Genomic DNA, 14917 nt, shown 5'->3' with positions numbered 1-14917 from the left:
CAGAGGTCCGTCAGAGGGTCGTCTTCAGTCGGAGCACCTCGGGGGGCGGGTGGCGGGCCGACGCGTGGCGGACCTCGGCCGTGAGGGGTGGGTCGACGGGGTGGAAGGGGACTTCCCCCAGTCCGATCGCCGTGACCGTGGCCGGCGGGCCGACGGCCTGCGCGCGCGAGGCCACCTCCGCCACCACCTCGGCGCGCAGGGCCGCCGTCAGGGGGCTCGATACGAGGGGGGTCTCGTCCCCGACCGGCAGGACGAGCACCAGGGCGAGCGGGCGCCGCGGGGTGCCCGTGTAGCCGACCACCGCCGCGTCGCGGACGTCCGTGTGCCGGAGCTTCTGCCAGCCGCGCCGCCCGGCCGGGTAGGCCTGGTCCAGCCGTTTGACGACCAGGCCCTCGATGCCGCTGGCGGGCAGGGTCTCGTACCAGGTGGCGGCCAGTTCCGGGTCCGTGGTCATGGGGACCGGCTGGAGGGGTGGGCCCAGGGGCAGGAGGAGATCGACGAGGAGCGCGCGGCGGCGCTCGTACGGGCGGGCGCGCAGGTCGAGCCCGGCCAGTTCCAGCACGTCGAAGGCGGCGTACGAGGCCGGCAGGCTCTGCGCGAGCACGGCGGCCCGGGCCGCGGTGGCCGCCGCCCGCCGCTGTACGAGGGCGAAGTCGGTGCGGCCCGCGTGCCAGACCACCACCTCGCCGTCGAGGACCGTCCCGGCGGGCAGTTGCAGGGCGGCCGTGGCCAGGTCGGGGAAGGCGCTGGTCACGATGCGGCCCGAGCGGGCCTGCAGGACGACGTCCTGCGCCGTGCGCAGGACGACGAGGCGGTGCCCGTCGAACTTCGGCTCGTACGCCAGCCCCGCCCCGCGCGGCAGGGTGCGTACGGCCGCGGCCAGCGCCACCCGGATCACGGCAGCCGCCCCGCCCGGTCGGGGTCGAGCACCGGGCCGAAGAGGTCGCCGTCGCGGGCCAGTCGCGGCGGGATGTCATCGGCGAGGAAGACCAGGTCGGCGGGGGTCCGGCAGGCCGCGACCTCCTCCCAGGAGACGGGCGCGGACACGGTCGGCCGGGCCCGCGCGCGCAGGGTGTAGGGGGCGGCGGTGGTCTTGGCGGCGGCGTTCTGGCTGTGGTCGACGAAGACCTTGCCGGGGCGCAGCGCCTTGGCCATGCGGTGGACGACGAGGTCGGGGAGCTCGCGCTCGGCCTCCTGGGCGAGCAGCTTCGCGTACGCCGACACCTGCGCGGACGGGGTCGGCTCCAGCGGCACGGCCAGGTGCATGCCCTTGGAGCCGGAGGTCTTGGCGTAGGCGTGCAGGCCGTCGGCTGCGAGCCGGTCGCGCAGCCAGAGCGCGGCGGCGCAGCACTCGACGATGCTGGCGGGCGCACCGGGGTCGAGGTCGAGGACCAGGCGGTCGGCGACGGCGGGGCGGCCGGCGGGCCACTGGGGGGTGTGGAACTCGACGACGAGGTTGGCGGCCCACATGAGGGAGGGCATGTCGGCGACGACGACCTGTTCGGCGGAGGGCTCGTCGGAGCGCGGCACGGGGGTGGTCTTCACCCAGTCGGGTGTGCCGGGCGGCGGATTCTTCGTGAAGAAGAGCTGGCCCTCCGGCCCGTCGGGATAGCGCAGGAAGGACACCGGTCGGTCGTGGATGTGCGGGAGGAGGGAGCCCGCGACGATGGCGTAGTAGTGGAGCACCTCGCCCTTGGTGAAGCCGGTCTCCGGGTACAGGACCTTGTCGAGATTGCTGAGCGCGATGCGACGGCCCTCCACCAAAGTGATCGGCGTCATACGATGAGACTGCCATGAAACGGGAGGAACCGGGCTATGCGATCCATCTGGAACGGCGCGATCTCCTTCGGCTTGGTGAGCATTCCGATCAAGCTCGTGAACGCCACCGAAAGCCACTCGATCTCCTTCCGCCAGATCCACCTGAGCGACGGCGGGCGGGTCCGCTACCGCAAGGTGTGCGAGCTGGACGGCGAGGAAGTGCCGGGCGCCGAGATCGGCAAGGGGTACGAGGAGGCGGACGGGTCGATCATCCCCATCAGCGATGAGGACCTGGCGCAGTTGCCGATCGCCACCGCCAAGACGATCGAGATCATGTCGTTCGTACCGGCGGAGGAGATCGATCCGCTGCAGATGGACGCGGCGTACTACCTGGCCGCCAACGGGGCGACGGCGGCGAAGCCGTACACGCTGCTGCGGGAAGCGTTGAAGCGGAGCCGGAAGGTCGCGATCGCCAAGTACGCGCTGCGGGGGCGGGAACGGCTGGGGATGCTGCGGGTCGTCGACGACGTGATCGCGATGCACGGGCTGTTGTGGCCGGACGAGATCCGGGCGCCGGAGGGGGTGGCGCCGGAGGCCGACGTGTCGGTACGGGAGGCCGAACTCGACCTGGCGGACGCGCTGATGGCGACGCTCGGCGAGGTGGAGATGTCCTCGCTGCACGACGACTACCGGGAGGCCGTGGAGGCGTTGATCGCGGCGAAGGCGGGTGGGGCGTTCGAGCCGGCGGAGGCCGTGGTGGAACCGGCCGGGGGGCAGGTGATCGACCTGATGGCGGCGTTGGAGAAGAGCGTGCGGGCAGCGAAGGCTTCCCGGGGGGAGGGGGCCGCTGGTGGGCCCGCCACGGAGGGGGAGGCGGAGGTTACTCCGATTCGGCGGAAGGCGGGGGGTGGGGCCGCGGCTGCGGCTGCACCGAAGGCGGTGGGCGGGAAGAAGTCGACGGCGGCTTCGGCCAAGAAGGCTGCGGCTTCGGCCGCAACGAAGAAGAAGACCACTACGGCCAAGTCGACCAAGTCGGTGGCCGCCAAGTCGGCGGCTGCCAAGTCCACTTCGACCTCCGCCAAGAAGGCGGCCGCGGGCGCGAAGAAGACGGCTACGCCGCGGAAGCGGTCCTCCGCCTGACGGGGTGGCGGGGTGGCGGGGGTGGCCTGCGGCGCTGCTCCCCGCCCCGCCCTTCCACCGTTCCTCCCCCAGCTACCGCTGGGAGGTGCCTCCAGGGGCTCCGCCCCAGACCCCGCTCCTCAAACGCCGGAGGGGCTGGATCAGTGCGGCGGAGACTGGATCAGTGCGGCGGAGGCTGGATCACGCCGGGCTTGTGGATGGGCGCAGCCAGGTTCTCGTGTCGCGGGCCCGGGCGAACAGGGCGTCGATCTCCGGGGGTTTGAGGGTGGTCGGGGAGCCCGCGAGGTCCGGGGTGGCCGTCGGGGGGTGGAGGACGCGGATGTCGCGGACCGTGGGGGCCACTTCGATGCGGGAGGCGTCGACCAGGACCAGGGTCGGGGTGACCGTGGCGGACAGGGCACGGGTGGCGGCGGCCGCCGCGCGGCGGGTCCAGCGGGGGTCCGGGCGGGGTTCCGTGCGGCCGACGGTGAGCAGGAGGTCGCCGACGACCGCGCGCTGGCGGCGGCCCTGGACCGTGCGGACGCAGAAGATCCCGGCCGGGCCGATGAGCAGGTGGTCGATGTGGCCGAGGCCCGGGAGCGGGACGCAGTGCAGGACCCGCCAGCCGTCCGGCTCCAGGGCGTCGAAGGCGTCGCCCATCCGCTGCTGGGCGGACAGGTCCTGGCGCAGGCGGTGCCGGGCCCGGGTCCCCGCCGGGGCGTGGGTCAGCTCCCCCAGCAGGGTCTCGCCCGGGCGGTTCGGGGCCAGGTCCGCGTCCGGCGGGAGGGCGAGGCGCCGCAGGTCGGCCGCCGTGGGGATCGGGGGCGGGCCGATCGAGACCGTGCCGGTCAAGTAGGGGCGCAACACCGCCAGGATGGCCTCGCGCTGATCGTCCGCGAGCACGCTGATCCGGTTGGCCTGCCGGTCGTACCAGGCCACCGCCCGCCCGTCGGGCAGGTTGACGTACAGCCGGCCGCGGCCGGGCCGGCCGCTCGGCAGTACCTTGAGTCCGCGCATCGCCCTCACCCCCGCCGTCCATGGGAGCAGCCGGGGCCGCGCAGGGCAATCCCTCGGTTGTGTAACGACTCCGACGGGACGTTGCGGCTTCGCTGTTACACGTCCGGGGCTCCGCCGCAACGGCCGGCGCCTAGGTTGATCCCACCTGGACACGCCAGGCCCCGACCAGGACGGAAGGACTTCCCGTGAGCACCGTCAGCCGCCGCACTCTCGTTCGCGCCGCCGCCGTGACCGCATGCGCCGGAAGTCTGCTGGCGCTGCCCACCGCCGCCGCCCTGGCCGAGGGGGTGCCCGCGGCCTCGTCCGCGCACTCCGCTGCCCCGCAGCGGATCCTGGTCAAGAGCCTCTCCCTCGCCGACGGGGTGTCCACGGCGAAGGTCTACCGCACGGCCAAGGGCGCCTACCAGGCCGACATCCTGACCGCCGCGGGCGCCAAGGCCGCCACCCTGACGAGCCGTGACGGGATCACCGGGGTCGGTGGCGTCGGGGACCTGCACGCCACGCTGGACTCCGACGGGCGGCTGACCTCCTGGACCGGCGACACCGCCGTGGCGGGCGCCGACCACACCGTCTCGGGCGGCGACGGGCACAAGACCGGGACCCGCAACGGGCAGGTCGTCCCCGCCTCGGCGCAGCGGCAGACGGCCGCCGACCGGCACGAGGTCGCCGTCGGGTCCTCGGACGCGCAGCGCCTGAGTACGCTGGCCGACGGCCCGGGCGACGGCGTGCTGCTGCTCGCGGCCGGTGGCGGTATCGCGGCCGTCGGCGCCGCCGGGCTCGGCTTCGCGATGCTGCGCCGCGGGCGCACCGACAGCTGACCGACCGCTGAACAGCTGACCGATCGGCGCCGCCAGCTTGGGTAAAAGGGGCGTATCTGCGCATATGGTTGACGCGATCGACCATCGTCGTAGCGCGGACAGAAGGGCACAAGCGGCCGTGACCAGGTTTCGCTTCCGTGCGGCCGCGCTCCGCACCCTGCCGGCCCTCGCCCTGCTGCCGCTGCTTCCGCTGCTGGCGGGCTGCGGCGACACCGGCGGGCTGGTCGGCGCCGGTGCCACGCCGACCGCCAGCGGGCCCGTACACCTGTGGCCCGACCGGCGGGGGGCGACCGTACCGCCCGCCGATCCGGGTGGGGCGCCCCCGGAGTACATCCAGGGGATCCCGCCCGTCCAGGACCAGAACGTGCACGCCGTCGACCCGGTGGCCCTCGTCCAGGCGGAGCTGCGGGCCCACCCGAAGACGGACGTCGCCGACGGGATGCCGCCCGAGACCGCGGCCGCGATCAAGGCGTGCACGAAGGACGACGAAGAGCCCGAGTCGTGCCCGGTGCTCAAGCCGTACTACCGGGACCTCACGGGCAACGGCACGGACGAGCTGATCGTCGGCATCGAGTTCCCGGACAAGATGATGTCCGTACGGGTGTACACGGCAGACCCCGACGGGCGGCTCAACCGGATCATGGCGACCACCGAGACCGTCATCTCGGTGGAACTGGCCGGGCGGGACGTGATCCTGCGCGTGCCCAGCGGGAACCACGGCTACGAGCTGATCACCGCCTGGTCCTGGGACGAGAAGCAGCTCACCATGCTGCCGACGCGCGAGCAGATCGTACGGGTGCCCGGAAATCCGAAGCCCCCGCTCACTCCCCAGCCCTCGGCTCCGAGCGCCCCGTGAGACCGCGGCTGCGGCTGCCCGCCTGGACGGCCACGCTGACCTGGAAGGCGGCGTGCTTCATCGTCGTGATGTGCTGCTCGCTGGCCGCCGTACTGGGTGCGCTCGTGCACGTGGAGGTCACCCGCCAGACCGTGGCCACGGCGCGGGAGAAGGCCCTCGGCAAGCTGCACGACGCGTCCCGCGCGTACGAGGCGGGCGAGGCCCTGCCGCCCGATGCGGGGCTGGATCCCGTGGGGTTGCCGCCGGAGCTGCGGGCGCTCGCCGTGGGCGGGCAGCGCGCGACGGTCGTGGCGGACTACCGGGGCCGGCCCACGATGTGGGCGGCGGCGCCGGCGGACGGGCGGGCGCTGGCGACCGCCATCGACTACGGGCAGAGCGCGCGCACGATCAGCGGGCTGGACAACGCGATCATCGGGTCGTCCGTGCTGGCGATCGGCGGGACGCTGCTGGTGGGCGCCTTCGCGGTGACCCGGGTGACGCGGCGGCTGCACCAGACGGCGACCGTGGCGCGCCGGATCACCCAGGGCGACCTCGACGCGCGCGTGGACGACCCGCGGACGAAGGACCCCTCGCGGCACCAGGACGAGGTGGCGACGGTGGCCGCGGCGCTGGACACGATGGCGGGGAGCCTGCAGTCGAAGCTGGAGAGCGAACGGCGGTTCACGGCGGACGTGGCGCACGAGCTCCGCACGCCGCTGACGGGGTTGCAGGCGGCGTCGGAGCTGCTGCCGGAGAGCCGGCCGACGGAGCTGGTGCGCGAGCGGGTACGCACGATGCGGCAGCTGACGGAGGACCTTCTGGAGATCTCGCGGCTGGACTCGGGCAGCGAGGTGGTGGAGACCGATCTGCACCAGCTGGGGCGGCTGGTACGGCGGGTGGTGCGGGCGTCGGGGACGGACACCGACGTGGTGGTCGTCCGGGACGCGCACGTGGAGACGGACCGGCGGCGGCTGGAGCGGGTCCTGGGGAATCTGGTGGCCAACGCGCACAAGCACGGGCGGGCGCCGGTGGTCCTGACGGTGGACGGGCCGGTGGTGACCGTACGGGACCACGGGGACGGCTTCCCCGCATACCTGCTGGCACACGGCCCGCAGCGCTTCCGCAGCGGCGGCAAGGGCCACGGGCTCGGGCTGACGATCGCCGTGGGCCAGGCGGGGGTGATCGGGGCGAGGCTGGAATTCCGGGAGGCGGAGGGCGGCGGGGGGCTGGCGGTACTGACCCTGCCCGCCGCACCTTCCGGCCCCGCCGGCGTTTGAGGCGTGGGGTCCGGGGCTGAGCCCCTGGAACGACGGAACGGCGGCACCGATGGCCCGACCGAGGTCAGCCGCGTGGGGACTTCGTCCACGGCCAGCGGGGCTTCGGCTTCGTGCCCGACGGCAGGTGCCGGTACTTCCAGCCCTTCTGGAGGCCCAGCCGCTTGGAGTAGCCCGCGGGGACGCGTTCGTAGAGCAGCACCGTCGGCGGGCCGCCGTCGGCCGCCGGGACCGGGATCTCGTACCACTTCGGGGGGTGCCCGGTCGGGCCGAGGAGGATCGGGAGGACCCGGCCGTCCATCGGGCCGCCCTCGAACGGGGTCGGTTCGCTTCTCACCCCACCAGTGTCACAGCAGGTGGGCCGCCTCGGAGACCACCGGTATCACGCGGCGGGCCAGGACCCCGACCGGCCCGTCCGCCGATTCCAGGGCGAGGGCGGCACGGGCGGCCGCGGCCGTCTCCGGGTCCGTGGCCGCGGTGGCCGTCAGCAGGGCGATGAACTGGTCCAGCAGCCAGTCCCGGAGGGAGTCGACCTGCGGCTGCTTGCCCTCGTCGATCCAGATGAGGGAGGCCGCCTCGACCGCCGTGATCCACGTACGGACCATCATGCGCAGCCGGGGGCCGGGGGCCGGGACCCCGAGGTGGAAGAGGATCTGGTCCGCTGCGGCCCGGCGGATGCCGTCCACCGTCGCCGTCGTGCGGGAGGTCTCGACGACGCTGCCGCCCTGGAGGAGGGCGGCGAAGCCGGCGTCGTGCTCGTCGACGAAGGCGAGGTAGCGGTCCAGGGCCCGGGAGAGGCGCTGCGTCAGCGGGCCGTACTGCGGCTCGGCGAAGCAGAGTTCGAGGACGTCGGCCGCCGAGCGCAGGGCGGCCTCGTACAGCTGCTGCTTTCCGCCCGGGAAGTAGCGGTAGACGAGCGGGCGCGAGACCCCGGCGGCCTCGGCCACGTCGTCCAGCGAGACGTCCTCCGGCGCCCGGTGCGCGAACAGCGAGAGGGCGGCGTCGAGGAGTTGGGCTCGCCGCTCCTCGACGCTCAGCCTGCGGTAGGCGCGTACGGTCATGTCCGCAGGGTAGCCCCACGGCGTCCGCCCGCGGCCGTCTCTTTCGGATCGCGGCCGGCCCACGAGGCCTGGCCTGACGCGACACCGGGCCCGATCCGAAAGAAAGACAGGCGGCCGGACAGACAGAAAGACGCTCCCTAGGCCAGGAGTCCCGAGCTCTGCCACAGTTTCCGGCCGACTCCGCGCAGTACGCCTATGTCGTCGAGGAAGTCGGTGAGCCGCTTCGCGCCGCTCTGCATGACCTCCCGGCGGTGGCCGCTCGCCTTGACCTGGGCGACGGCTTCGCGGCGGTCGAGGCCGATGTTGTCGTAGACGGCCGGGTTCACGAAGGCCAGCGAGAAGACGCGGGCGGCCTCGCCGCAGCTGATGCGGGTGAGCTCCTGTTCCCAGCGCGGGGCCGTCAGCATCTGGCGGCGCAGTTCCTCGCGGGCGTAGCGGACGTGCCGGGCCTCCTCGATGACGTGGATCCGGGTGACCCCGCGGATGAGCGGCTGGACGCGCTCGTCCGGGAAGGTCAGGCGCTGCATCCAGTCGAGGATCTCCTCGCCGAGGAGGGTGCAGGCGAAGGAGCCGGGGGTGGTGGAGACGGTCTTCAGCACCCGCGCGAGGTTGTGGTTGAGGCGGGAGACCGGGTACGCGGGGGCGCCGGACTTCTGGATCATGCGGGCGAACATCATCGAGTGGCGGCACTCGTCGGCGATCTCGGTGAGTGCGTAGCGGACGTGATTGCTGGTCAGGGACTTGTCGTAGATGTGGCGGACCAGGAGCTGCATCAGGATGATCTCGAACCAGATGCCGAGCGAGCCGAGCGCGGCGGCCTCGTGGCGGGACAGGTCGATGCGCTGCTCCTCCCCCATCTTCCTCCAGAGGGGGGTGTCGTAGAGGGAGAGCAGCTCCGGCGGCCAGTAGAACTTGCCCTCGACCAGAGGGGCGTCCCAGTCGAGTTCCTTGTCGGGGTCGAAGGAGTGCTTGGCCGAGGATTCGAGCAGCCGCTCGGCGATCTGCTCCCGGTCCTTGAGCAGGCCGAGGGCGTCCCTGAGCGCGGCTGGTTCGGTCGTCACGGTGGTCATGGCGGGGACACCTCGTCATCGGGTTACCGGCGGTCATCAGTTATGAGACTGCTTGTCAGCAAGGTCGTCAATCCCCCGCGCACGACTTGTTGACCCGGCGTCTACCAACGTGTGACCCTGCCAACTATCCGGTCCCACACGGCAGTACGTGAGACGAGGGGGCGTCAATGTCGACGCACGAGCTCTACACCACCAACCCGGGCGAGGCCATCTGGCAGGTGCCCGCCACCGGTTCCGCCCGCTTCAGCTGGGAATACGACGACGGCCGCGAGCGGCTCCTCGCCCTCTACCAGAAGGGCAAGGACAAGCAGTGGGACGGCGCCAAGCGCATCGACTGGGACATCGAAGTCGACCCGTACAACCCGCTCGGCACCCCGGACGAGGCCCTGACGCTGTACGGAACGCGCCACTGGGCCAAGCTCACCGAGAAGGACAAGGGCGAGCTGCGCCGGCACTACGCCTCCTGGAACTTCAGCCAGTTCCTGCACGGCGAGCAGGGCGCGATGGTGTGCGCGGCCCGCATCGTGGAGTCGGTGCCGGACCTTGACGCGAAGTTCTACTCCGCCACCCAGACCATGGACGAGGCCCGGCACGCCGAGATCTTCGGGCGCTTCCTGCACGAGAAGGTCGGGATGCTCTACCCGGTCAACGACAGCCTCCAGGCGCTGCTCGGCGACACTTTGCGCGATTCCCGCTGGGACATGCCGTACCTGGGCATGCAGGTGCTCATCGAGGGGCTCGCGCTGGCGGCGTTCGGCATGATCCGCGACACGACCGACAAGCCGCTGCCGAAGCAGATCCTGGCGTACGTGATGCAGGACGAGGCCCGGCACGTGGCGTTCGGGCGGATGGCGCTGCGCGACTACTACAAACAGCTGACGGACGCCGAGCGGCGCGAGCGCGAGGAGTTCGTGATCGAGGGCTGCTACCTGATGCGGGACCGGTTGCGCGGGGTGGAGGTGCTGGAGAACTTCGGCATCCCGAAGAAGGAGGCGGAGCAGTACAGCGAGGAGGCGGAATTCCTGCAGCTGTTCCGCAAGCTGCTCTTCAGCCGGATCGTGCCGTGCGTGAAGGACATCGGGCTGTGGGGAGAGCGGCTCCAGCGGGCGTACCTGGACATGGGGGTCTTCGACATGGGCGACTCCAACCTGGACCTGCTGATGAGCCAGGACGAGGAGATCGCCGAGGCCCTCGACCGCGAACGGTTCGCGGCCGAGGAGGCGGAGCGGGTGGAGGAGGTCGAGGCCGCGATCTCGGACGGGGGCGAGGCGTAGCCGTGCCGGTTCCCGGTGCGGGGTGCGGGGTCCTGCGGGGTGCGGGGCGCGCGGGCCTTTCGGGGCTCCGCCCCGGACCCCGCGCCTCAAACGCCGGCGGGGCTGGAGGGTGCGGCCGGGCTGGAATTTGCCGGGAACGAGGTGCGGAGGGTGAAGGCGTGTGGGGTCGGGCCGTGTTCCCGCAGGTGCAGCAGCCGCTGCTCCGCGTCCACCACCGTGGGTCGCTCCCCCGCCGGGACCCACCACAGGGCCGTCATGGCCTCGGTGACGTGCTCGAACCACTCCCGCCTGCGCGACATCAGTTCGCGGTGACGCCCCTGGTACATGAAGGCGGTCAGCGCGTCGGCGTCGCGCCACACCGACATGTTCACCAGGATCCACTCGTCGCCGAAGAAGGCGATGTCGGTCGCGTCCCCCTCCTCGCTCTGCAGCCGCCACGCGAAGCCGTCCGCCGCGTCGGCGACGGCGTTCACCGGTTCGAGGCCGTCCACGAAGTCCTTCAGTTCCGGTGAGTCCAAGGGGTACTTGAGGCGGGCTATGTTCACTTGGGCGAGTTGGTAGCTCATACCCGTACGGCTACCAGCCCGGAGCGGTCCGCCGCGCGGCATTTCAACGCGTGGACAGCGCCGCCTCCATGACCGCCCGCGCGATCGGCGCGGCGGCCAGGTTCCCGCTGATGTCCCCGCGGTCCGCCGCCGCGTCCTCGACCACCACGGCCACCGCGACCCGCGGCACCGCCTCGCCCTCCGCCTTGGCCCACGCGATGAACCACGCGTACGGGGTCCCCGCGTTGCCGACGCCGTGCTGCGCGGTGCCGGTCTTGCCGCCGACCACCGCGCCCGGGATCGCCGCGTTCCTGCCCGTCCCGTTCTCCACCACCTTCACCATCAGCTCCTGGAGCCGCAGCGCGGTGACCGGGCTCATCGCCCGGCCCAGGCTGCGCTGGCCGCCGCGCCGGACCGGAGAGCCGTCGTCCTGGGTCGTCCGCTCCACCAGGTAGGGGGACTTGAGCTCGCCGCCGTTGGCGACCGCCGCCGCCACCATCGCCATCTGGAGCGGCGTCGCCTTGGTGTTGAACTGCCCGATCGAGGACAGGGCCAGCTGGTCCTGGCTCATGTCGGTGTCGAAGTTCGACCGGGACACCCACGAGGGGACCCGCAGCCCGTCGCCGTTGAAACCGAAGCGCCGCGCCGCGTCCACCATCCCGCGCAGCCCGACCTGTACCCCGATCTTCGCCATCACCGTGTTGCACGACCACTGCACCGCGTCCGCCATCGAGGCGTCCTCGCAGCCCGTGCCCGCGTTCGGCAGCAGGGTGCTGGTCCCGGGCAGCGGGTACGGGTCGGGGGTCCGGGTCGGCGCGTCCACATCGGTGACCACGCCCGCGTCGAGGGCGGCCGCCGCCGTCACGATCTTGAAGGTGGAGCCGGGCGGGTACGTCTCGCGCAGCGCCCGGTTGAGCATCGGCCGCGCCGGGTCCGCGTTCAGCGCCGTCCAGGCCTCCTTGACCTTCGTACCCGTGCCGGCGAGCACGGAGGGGTCGTACGAGGGGCTGCTGACCAGCGCGAGGATCTTCCCGGTGGCCGGCTCGACGGCGGCCACCGCCCCGCGCTTGCCCGCGAGTCCGACGTACGCGGCCAGCTGCATGCCCGAGCGGACGGTGGTGGCGGCGTTCCCGCCGGCCGGGCGGCCGCGGGACAGGTCGTACCAGAGGGGGAAGGCCGAGAGCCCCGGGTCGGTGCCCGCGAGGATCGCGTCCTCGGCCCGCTCCACGAAGCTGGTCCCGTAGGTCTGGGAGGAGAAGCCGGTGACGGGGGCGTAGAGCGGGCCGTTCTCGTAGGTCCGCTCGTAGCGCAGCAGTTGGCCGCTGTCGCGGGAGCCGGTGACGGGGTGCCCGTCGACCAGGATGTCCCCGCGCGGCTGTGCGTAGCGCTCGATGGCGGGGCGTTTGTTGGCCGGGTTCGCGCCGTAGCCGGCCGACTCCCAGACCTGCACGCGGGCGATGTTGACCAGCAGGGCGACGAGCAGGGCCGCGCAGAAGTACGCGCACCAGCGGATGTAGCGGATCACTCGGCCGGCTCCTGTGCGGGGCGGGGTCTGCGGGCGCTGTCGCTGAGCCGGACCAGCAGGGCGACGATGATCCAGTTGGTGACGACGGAGGAGCCACCCTGGGCCAGGAAGGGCATGGCCATGCCGGTGAGCGGGATCAGCCCGGTGACCCCGCCCGCGATGACGAAGACCTGGAGGGCGACGATCGAGGCGAGCCCGGTGGCGAGCAGCCGGCCGAAGGGGTCGCGCAGTGCCAGCCCGGCGCGGAAACCGCGGGCCACGAGGAGCCCGTAGAGGAGCAGGATCGCGGCGAGGCCGACGAGGCCGAGCTCCTCGCCGGCGGTGGCGAGGACGAAGTCCGACTTGGCGGCGAAGCCGATGAGGAAGGACTGGCCGTGGCCGAGGCCGGCGCCGAGGAGGCCGCCGGCGCCGAAGGCGAAGAGGGACTGGGCGAGCTGACCGGGGCCTTCGCCGCGCTCGATGGAGGCGAAGGGATTCAGCCAGTCCTCCACGCGGCTGTTCACGTGCGGCTCGAAGGTCCCCACGGCGTACGCGCCGAGGGCGGCGAGCACCAGCCCGATCGCGATCCAGCCGATCCGTCCGGTGGCGGTGAACAGCATGATCACGAACAGTCCGAAGAACAGCAGCGAGGTCCCCAGGTCCCGCTCCAGGACCAGTACGCCGACGCTGAGCAGCCAGATCGCGAGGATCGGGCCGAGCACCCGGCCGGGGAGGAGGCGCAGCTTCCAGAAGAGCCGGCGGCCGGTGAGCGCGAGGGCGGTGCGGTTCGCGGCCAGGTAGGCGGCGAAGAAGACGGCGAGCAGGATCTTGGCGAACTCCCCCGGCTGGAAGGAGAGTCCGGCGAACCGGATCCAGATGTGCGCGCCGTTGACCGCCGGGAAGAAGACGGGCACCAGCATCAGCACCAGGGCGGCAGCGACGGAGAGGTACGCGTAGCGCTGGAGGACGCGGTGGTCGCGGAGCAGCGCCACCACGGCGACGAACAGCGCCATCCCGAGTCCGGACCAGAGGAGTTGGTCGTCGGCGGTGAGGTGGGTAGGGGTGGTCGCGTCGAGCCGCTGGATGAGGACGAGGCCGAGCCCGTTGAGCAGGACGGCGATCGGGAGCACGAGGGGGTCGGCGTACGGGGCCCTGAGGCGGACGGCGAGGTGCGCGATCAGGGCGGCCGCGGCGAGGCCGGCGGCGTAGCGGGCGGTGGCGGCGGGGATGTGGCCGGTGGTCGCGAGGCCGACGTGGAGGTGGCCGAGGACGGAGATCAGGACGGCGCCGGCGAGGAGCGTCAGCTCGACGCCGCGGCGCATGGGGGCGCGGGCGTCGGGAGGCGGGGGCGGGGCTGGCTCCGCCACCTTTGCCGTCAGAGCGGTCATGCGGCAAACGTAGCAAGCAGACGGATGGTATGTCCGCTTATGTCATAGTGTGCCGAAGAGTCGTCAGAAACGGTCGGAATCAGGAGCCGAGCCTTATGGGACCTGTGGAATTCATCGTCCTCGCCTTTCCCGAGGAGCAGCTGCGGGTACCGGCGGTCGAGGCCGTGATGGGGCTGCGCAAGGCCGGGGTGGTCCGGCTGATCGACGGTCTCGTCGCGACGAAGACGGCGGCGGGCGAGGTGCTGGCGGCCGAGTTCGACGAGTTCGTGGAGCTTCAGGGCCTGCTGACGGGGCGGGACGTGGCACGGCTGATCGGGCCGGAGGACGTACAGGAGGCCGCGGGGCTGCTGGAGCGCGGGAGCTGCGCGCTGCTGCTGGTGGTCGAACACGTGTGGGCCGAGGACGCGGCGATCGCCGTACGGGCGGCGGGCGGGCGGATCGTCGGCTCGGTCCGCATCCCCCTGGACCGGATGGCGCCGGACCCCCGGGCGGGGGTGGCGTGATGTTCATCCGACCGGTGGGAGTGACGGTCCGCTCGGCGGACCGCCCCGCGGGCCGCCCGCTGCTACGGGGCCTGCTGGCGCGGGCGGCGGGAACCGAGGAGGGCACGGTTCCCGCGGACGAGCCACGGCACGGGGTGCAGTGGCGGCCGACGGGACGGATCGAGCCGCAGGAGCGCGGGGAGCGGGAACCGGAGCCGGAGCCGCTGTGGGAGCCGGAGGCCGAGCCGGAGCCGGAGCCGGGGCGGGAGCCGGGGCGGGAGCCGGGGCGGGAGCCGGGGGTGGGGCTGGAGCGGGGGCCGGGGCCGGAGCGGGAGCCGGGGCGGGAGCGGGAGCCGGGGCGGGAGCCGGTGGAGCGGCCGGAGACCGGCCCCCTGGAGTCCCACCCGGAGGAAGCCCCGCCGGGCGGAGCGACACTCCCGGCCGGCCTGGTGGCGGAGCTGACCCAACTGGCCGCCCTGGCCCGCGAGGGCCTGCTCACCCCGCAGGAGTTCACGACGGCCAAGGCACGCCTGCTGCGGGGGTGAGGCGGCGGAATGCCGGCGGGCGGGGTCGGATGGTGTGGGGTTGGCTTCGGTGGGCGGAGCCCGGGCGGGGCGGGATCAGGCTGTGCGGCGGGGTCGGGGGTGGGCGGGAGCCCCTCCGCCGGAATCAGAGAGCTGTATGGGGGTTTCCCGTCAGTCTCATCGTCTCTCCGTGTCGGGCCGGTCCCTCAAGGGCGCTCCCTACGGTCGCGTCGCTACGCGATGGCCTT

Annotated in this window: 16 protein-coding genes; 7 read left to right on the top strand and 9 right to left on the bottom strand. The window is 72.7% G+C overall.

Features of this window, described 5'->3' with window-relative positions:
• Positions 1-10: 10 nt before the first annotated feature.
• Both ACZ45T_RS16100 and ligD read right to left on the bottom strand, forming a co-directional pair.
• Positions 11-895 (bottom strand): ATP-dependent DNA ligase, encoded by an 885-nt coding sequence (locus ACZ45T_RS16100; RefSeq protein WP_468441971.1) that lies wholly within the window; start codon positions 893-895, stop codon positions 11-13.
• The gene (ligD, locus tag ACZ45T_RS16095) at positions 895-1779 is read right to left on the bottom strand and encodes a non-homologous end-joining DNA ligase (protein WP_468441605.1); all 885 of its coding nucleotides are present in this window, start codon (positions 1777-1779) and stop codon (positions 895-897) included. The genes ACZ45T_RS16100 and ligD overlap by 1 nt, the downstream gene beginning before the upstream one ends.
• A 36-nt stretch (positions 1780-1815) precedes the next feature.
• Here ligD and ku point away from each other — a divergent pair, with 36 nt between their 5' ends.
• A complete protein-coding gene (gene ku, locus ACZ45T_RS16090) occupies positions 1816-2898 on the top strand; it encodes a non-homologous end joining protein Ku (RefSeq protein ID WP_468441603.1) in 1083 nt (360 codons plus the stop codon).
• Positions 2899-3078: 180 nt separating this feature from the next.
• Here ku and ACZ45T_RS16085 read toward each other — a convergent pair whose 3' ends face one another.
• Positions 3079-3894: a nuclease-related domain-containing protein gene (locus ACZ45T_RS16085; protein ID WP_468441601.1), complete on the bottom strand. Its 816-nt coding sequence runs from the start codon at positions 3892-3894 to the stop codon at positions 3079-3081.
• Positions 3895-4079: 185 nt separating this feature from the next.
• On the opposite strand from ACZ45T_RS16085, the gene ACZ45T_RS16080 reads away from it, so the two are divergent.
• From ACZ45T_RS16080 to ACZ45T_RS16070, 3 genes are all read left to right on the top strand, one after another.
• Positions 4080-4712, top strand: a complete 633-nt coding sequence (locus ACZ45T_RS16080) for a hypothetical protein (protein ID WP_468441599.1) — start codon at positions 4080-4082, stop codon at positions 4710-4712.
• A 118-nt stretch (positions 4713-4830) separates the two neighbouring features.
• Positions 4831-5568 (top strand): hypothetical protein, encoded by a 738-nt coding sequence (locus tag ACZ45T_RS16075; protein WP_468441597.1) that lies wholly within the window; start codon positions 4831-4833, stop codon positions 5566-5568.
• On the top strand, positions 5565-6824 hold the full coding sequence (locus tag ACZ45T_RS16070; protein ID WP_468441595.1) for a histidine kinase dimerization/phospho-acceptor domain-containing protein: 1260 nt from the start codon (positions 5565-5567) through the stop codon (positions 6822-6824). Before ACZ45T_RS16075 ends, ACZ45T_RS16070 begins: the two co-directional genes overlap by 4 nt.
• A 64-nt stretch (positions 6825-6888) precedes the next feature.
• Here ACZ45T_RS16070 and ACZ45T_RS16065 read toward each other — a convergent pair whose 3' ends face one another.
• The 3 genes from ACZ45T_RS16065 to ACZ45T_RS16055 form a co-directional block, all read right to left on the bottom strand.
• Positions 6889-7158 (bottom strand): hypothetical protein, encoded by a 270-nt coding sequence (locus ACZ45T_RS16065; protein WP_468441593.1) that lies wholly within the window; start codon positions 7156-7158, stop codon positions 6889-6891.
• A gap of 10 nt (positions 7159-7168) precedes the next feature.
• Complete coding sequence (locus ACZ45T_RS16060) at positions 7169-7882, bottom strand: TetR/AcrR family transcriptional regulator (RefSeq protein ID WP_468441591.1); 714 nt, start codon at positions 7880-7882, stop codon at positions 7169-7171.
• A 137-nt stretch (positions 7883-8019) separates the two neighbouring features.
• Entirely contained in the window at positions 8020-8952 is a 933-nt protein-coding gene (locus tag ACZ45T_RS16055; RefSeq protein ID WP_468441589.1) for an AurF N-oxygenase family protein, read from the bottom strand.
• Positions 8953-9119: 167 nt separating this feature from the next.
• Here ACZ45T_RS16055 and ACZ45T_RS16050 point away from each other — a divergent pair, with 167 nt between their 5' ends.
• Complete coding sequence (locus ACZ45T_RS16050) at positions 9120-10226, top strand: ferritin-like domain-containing protein (RefSeq protein WP_468441587.1); 1107 nt, start codon at positions 9120-9122, stop codon at positions 10224-10226.
• A gap of 86 nt (positions 10227-10312) precedes the next feature.
• On the opposite strand, the gene ACZ45T_RS16045 is transcribed toward ACZ45T_RS16050, so the two are convergent.
• From ACZ45T_RS16045 to ACZ45T_RS16035, 3 genes are read right to left on the bottom strand one after another with little or no spacing between them, the layout of a single operon-like run.
• Positions 10313-10792, bottom strand: coding sequence for a DUF3291 domain-containing protein (locus ACZ45T_RS16045; RefSeq protein WP_468441585.1), 480 nt, complete (start codon positions 10790-10792; stop codon positions 10313-10315).
• Between the two features lie 43 nt (positions 10793-10835).
• Positions 10836-12296: a penicillin-binding transpeptidase domain-containing protein gene (locus tag ACZ45T_RS16040; RefSeq protein ID WP_468441583.1), complete on the bottom strand. Its 1461-nt coding sequence runs from the start codon at positions 12294-12296 to the stop codon at positions 10836-10838.
• Positions 12293-13663 carry an FtsW/RodA/SpoVE family cell cycle protein gene (locus ACZ45T_RS16035; protein WP_468441581.1) on the bottom strand — a complete coding sequence of 457 codons (1371 nt, stop codon included), beginning with the start codon at positions 13661-13663 and terminating at the stop codon, positions 12293-12295. The genes ACZ45T_RS16040 and ACZ45T_RS16035 overlap by 4 nt, the downstream gene beginning before the upstream one ends.
• Positions 13664-13758: 95 nt before the next feature.
• Here ACZ45T_RS16035 and ACZ45T_RS16030 point away from each other — a divergent pair, with 95 nt between their 5' ends.
• Together ACZ45T_RS16030 and ACZ45T_RS16025 are read left to right on the top strand one after the other, a co-directional pair.
• Positions 13759-14166 carry a DUF6325 family protein gene (locus ACZ45T_RS16030; RefSeq protein WP_468441579.1) on the top strand — a complete coding sequence of 136 codons (408 nt, stop codon included), beginning with the start codon at positions 13759-13761 and terminating at the stop codon, positions 14164-14166.
• Entirely contained in the window at positions 14166-14690 is a 525-nt protein-coding gene (locus ACZ45T_RS16025; RefSeq protein WP_468441577.1) for a hypothetical protein, read from the top strand. The genes ACZ45T_RS16030 and ACZ45T_RS16025 overlap by 1 nt, the downstream gene beginning before the upstream one ends.
• The last annotated feature ends 227 nt before the right edge of the window (positions 14691-14917 follow it).

The organism is Streptomyces sp. NPDC030995 (genome assembly GCF_055571215.1).
This window is presented reverse-complemented; position numbering and strand designations above follow the sequence as displayed.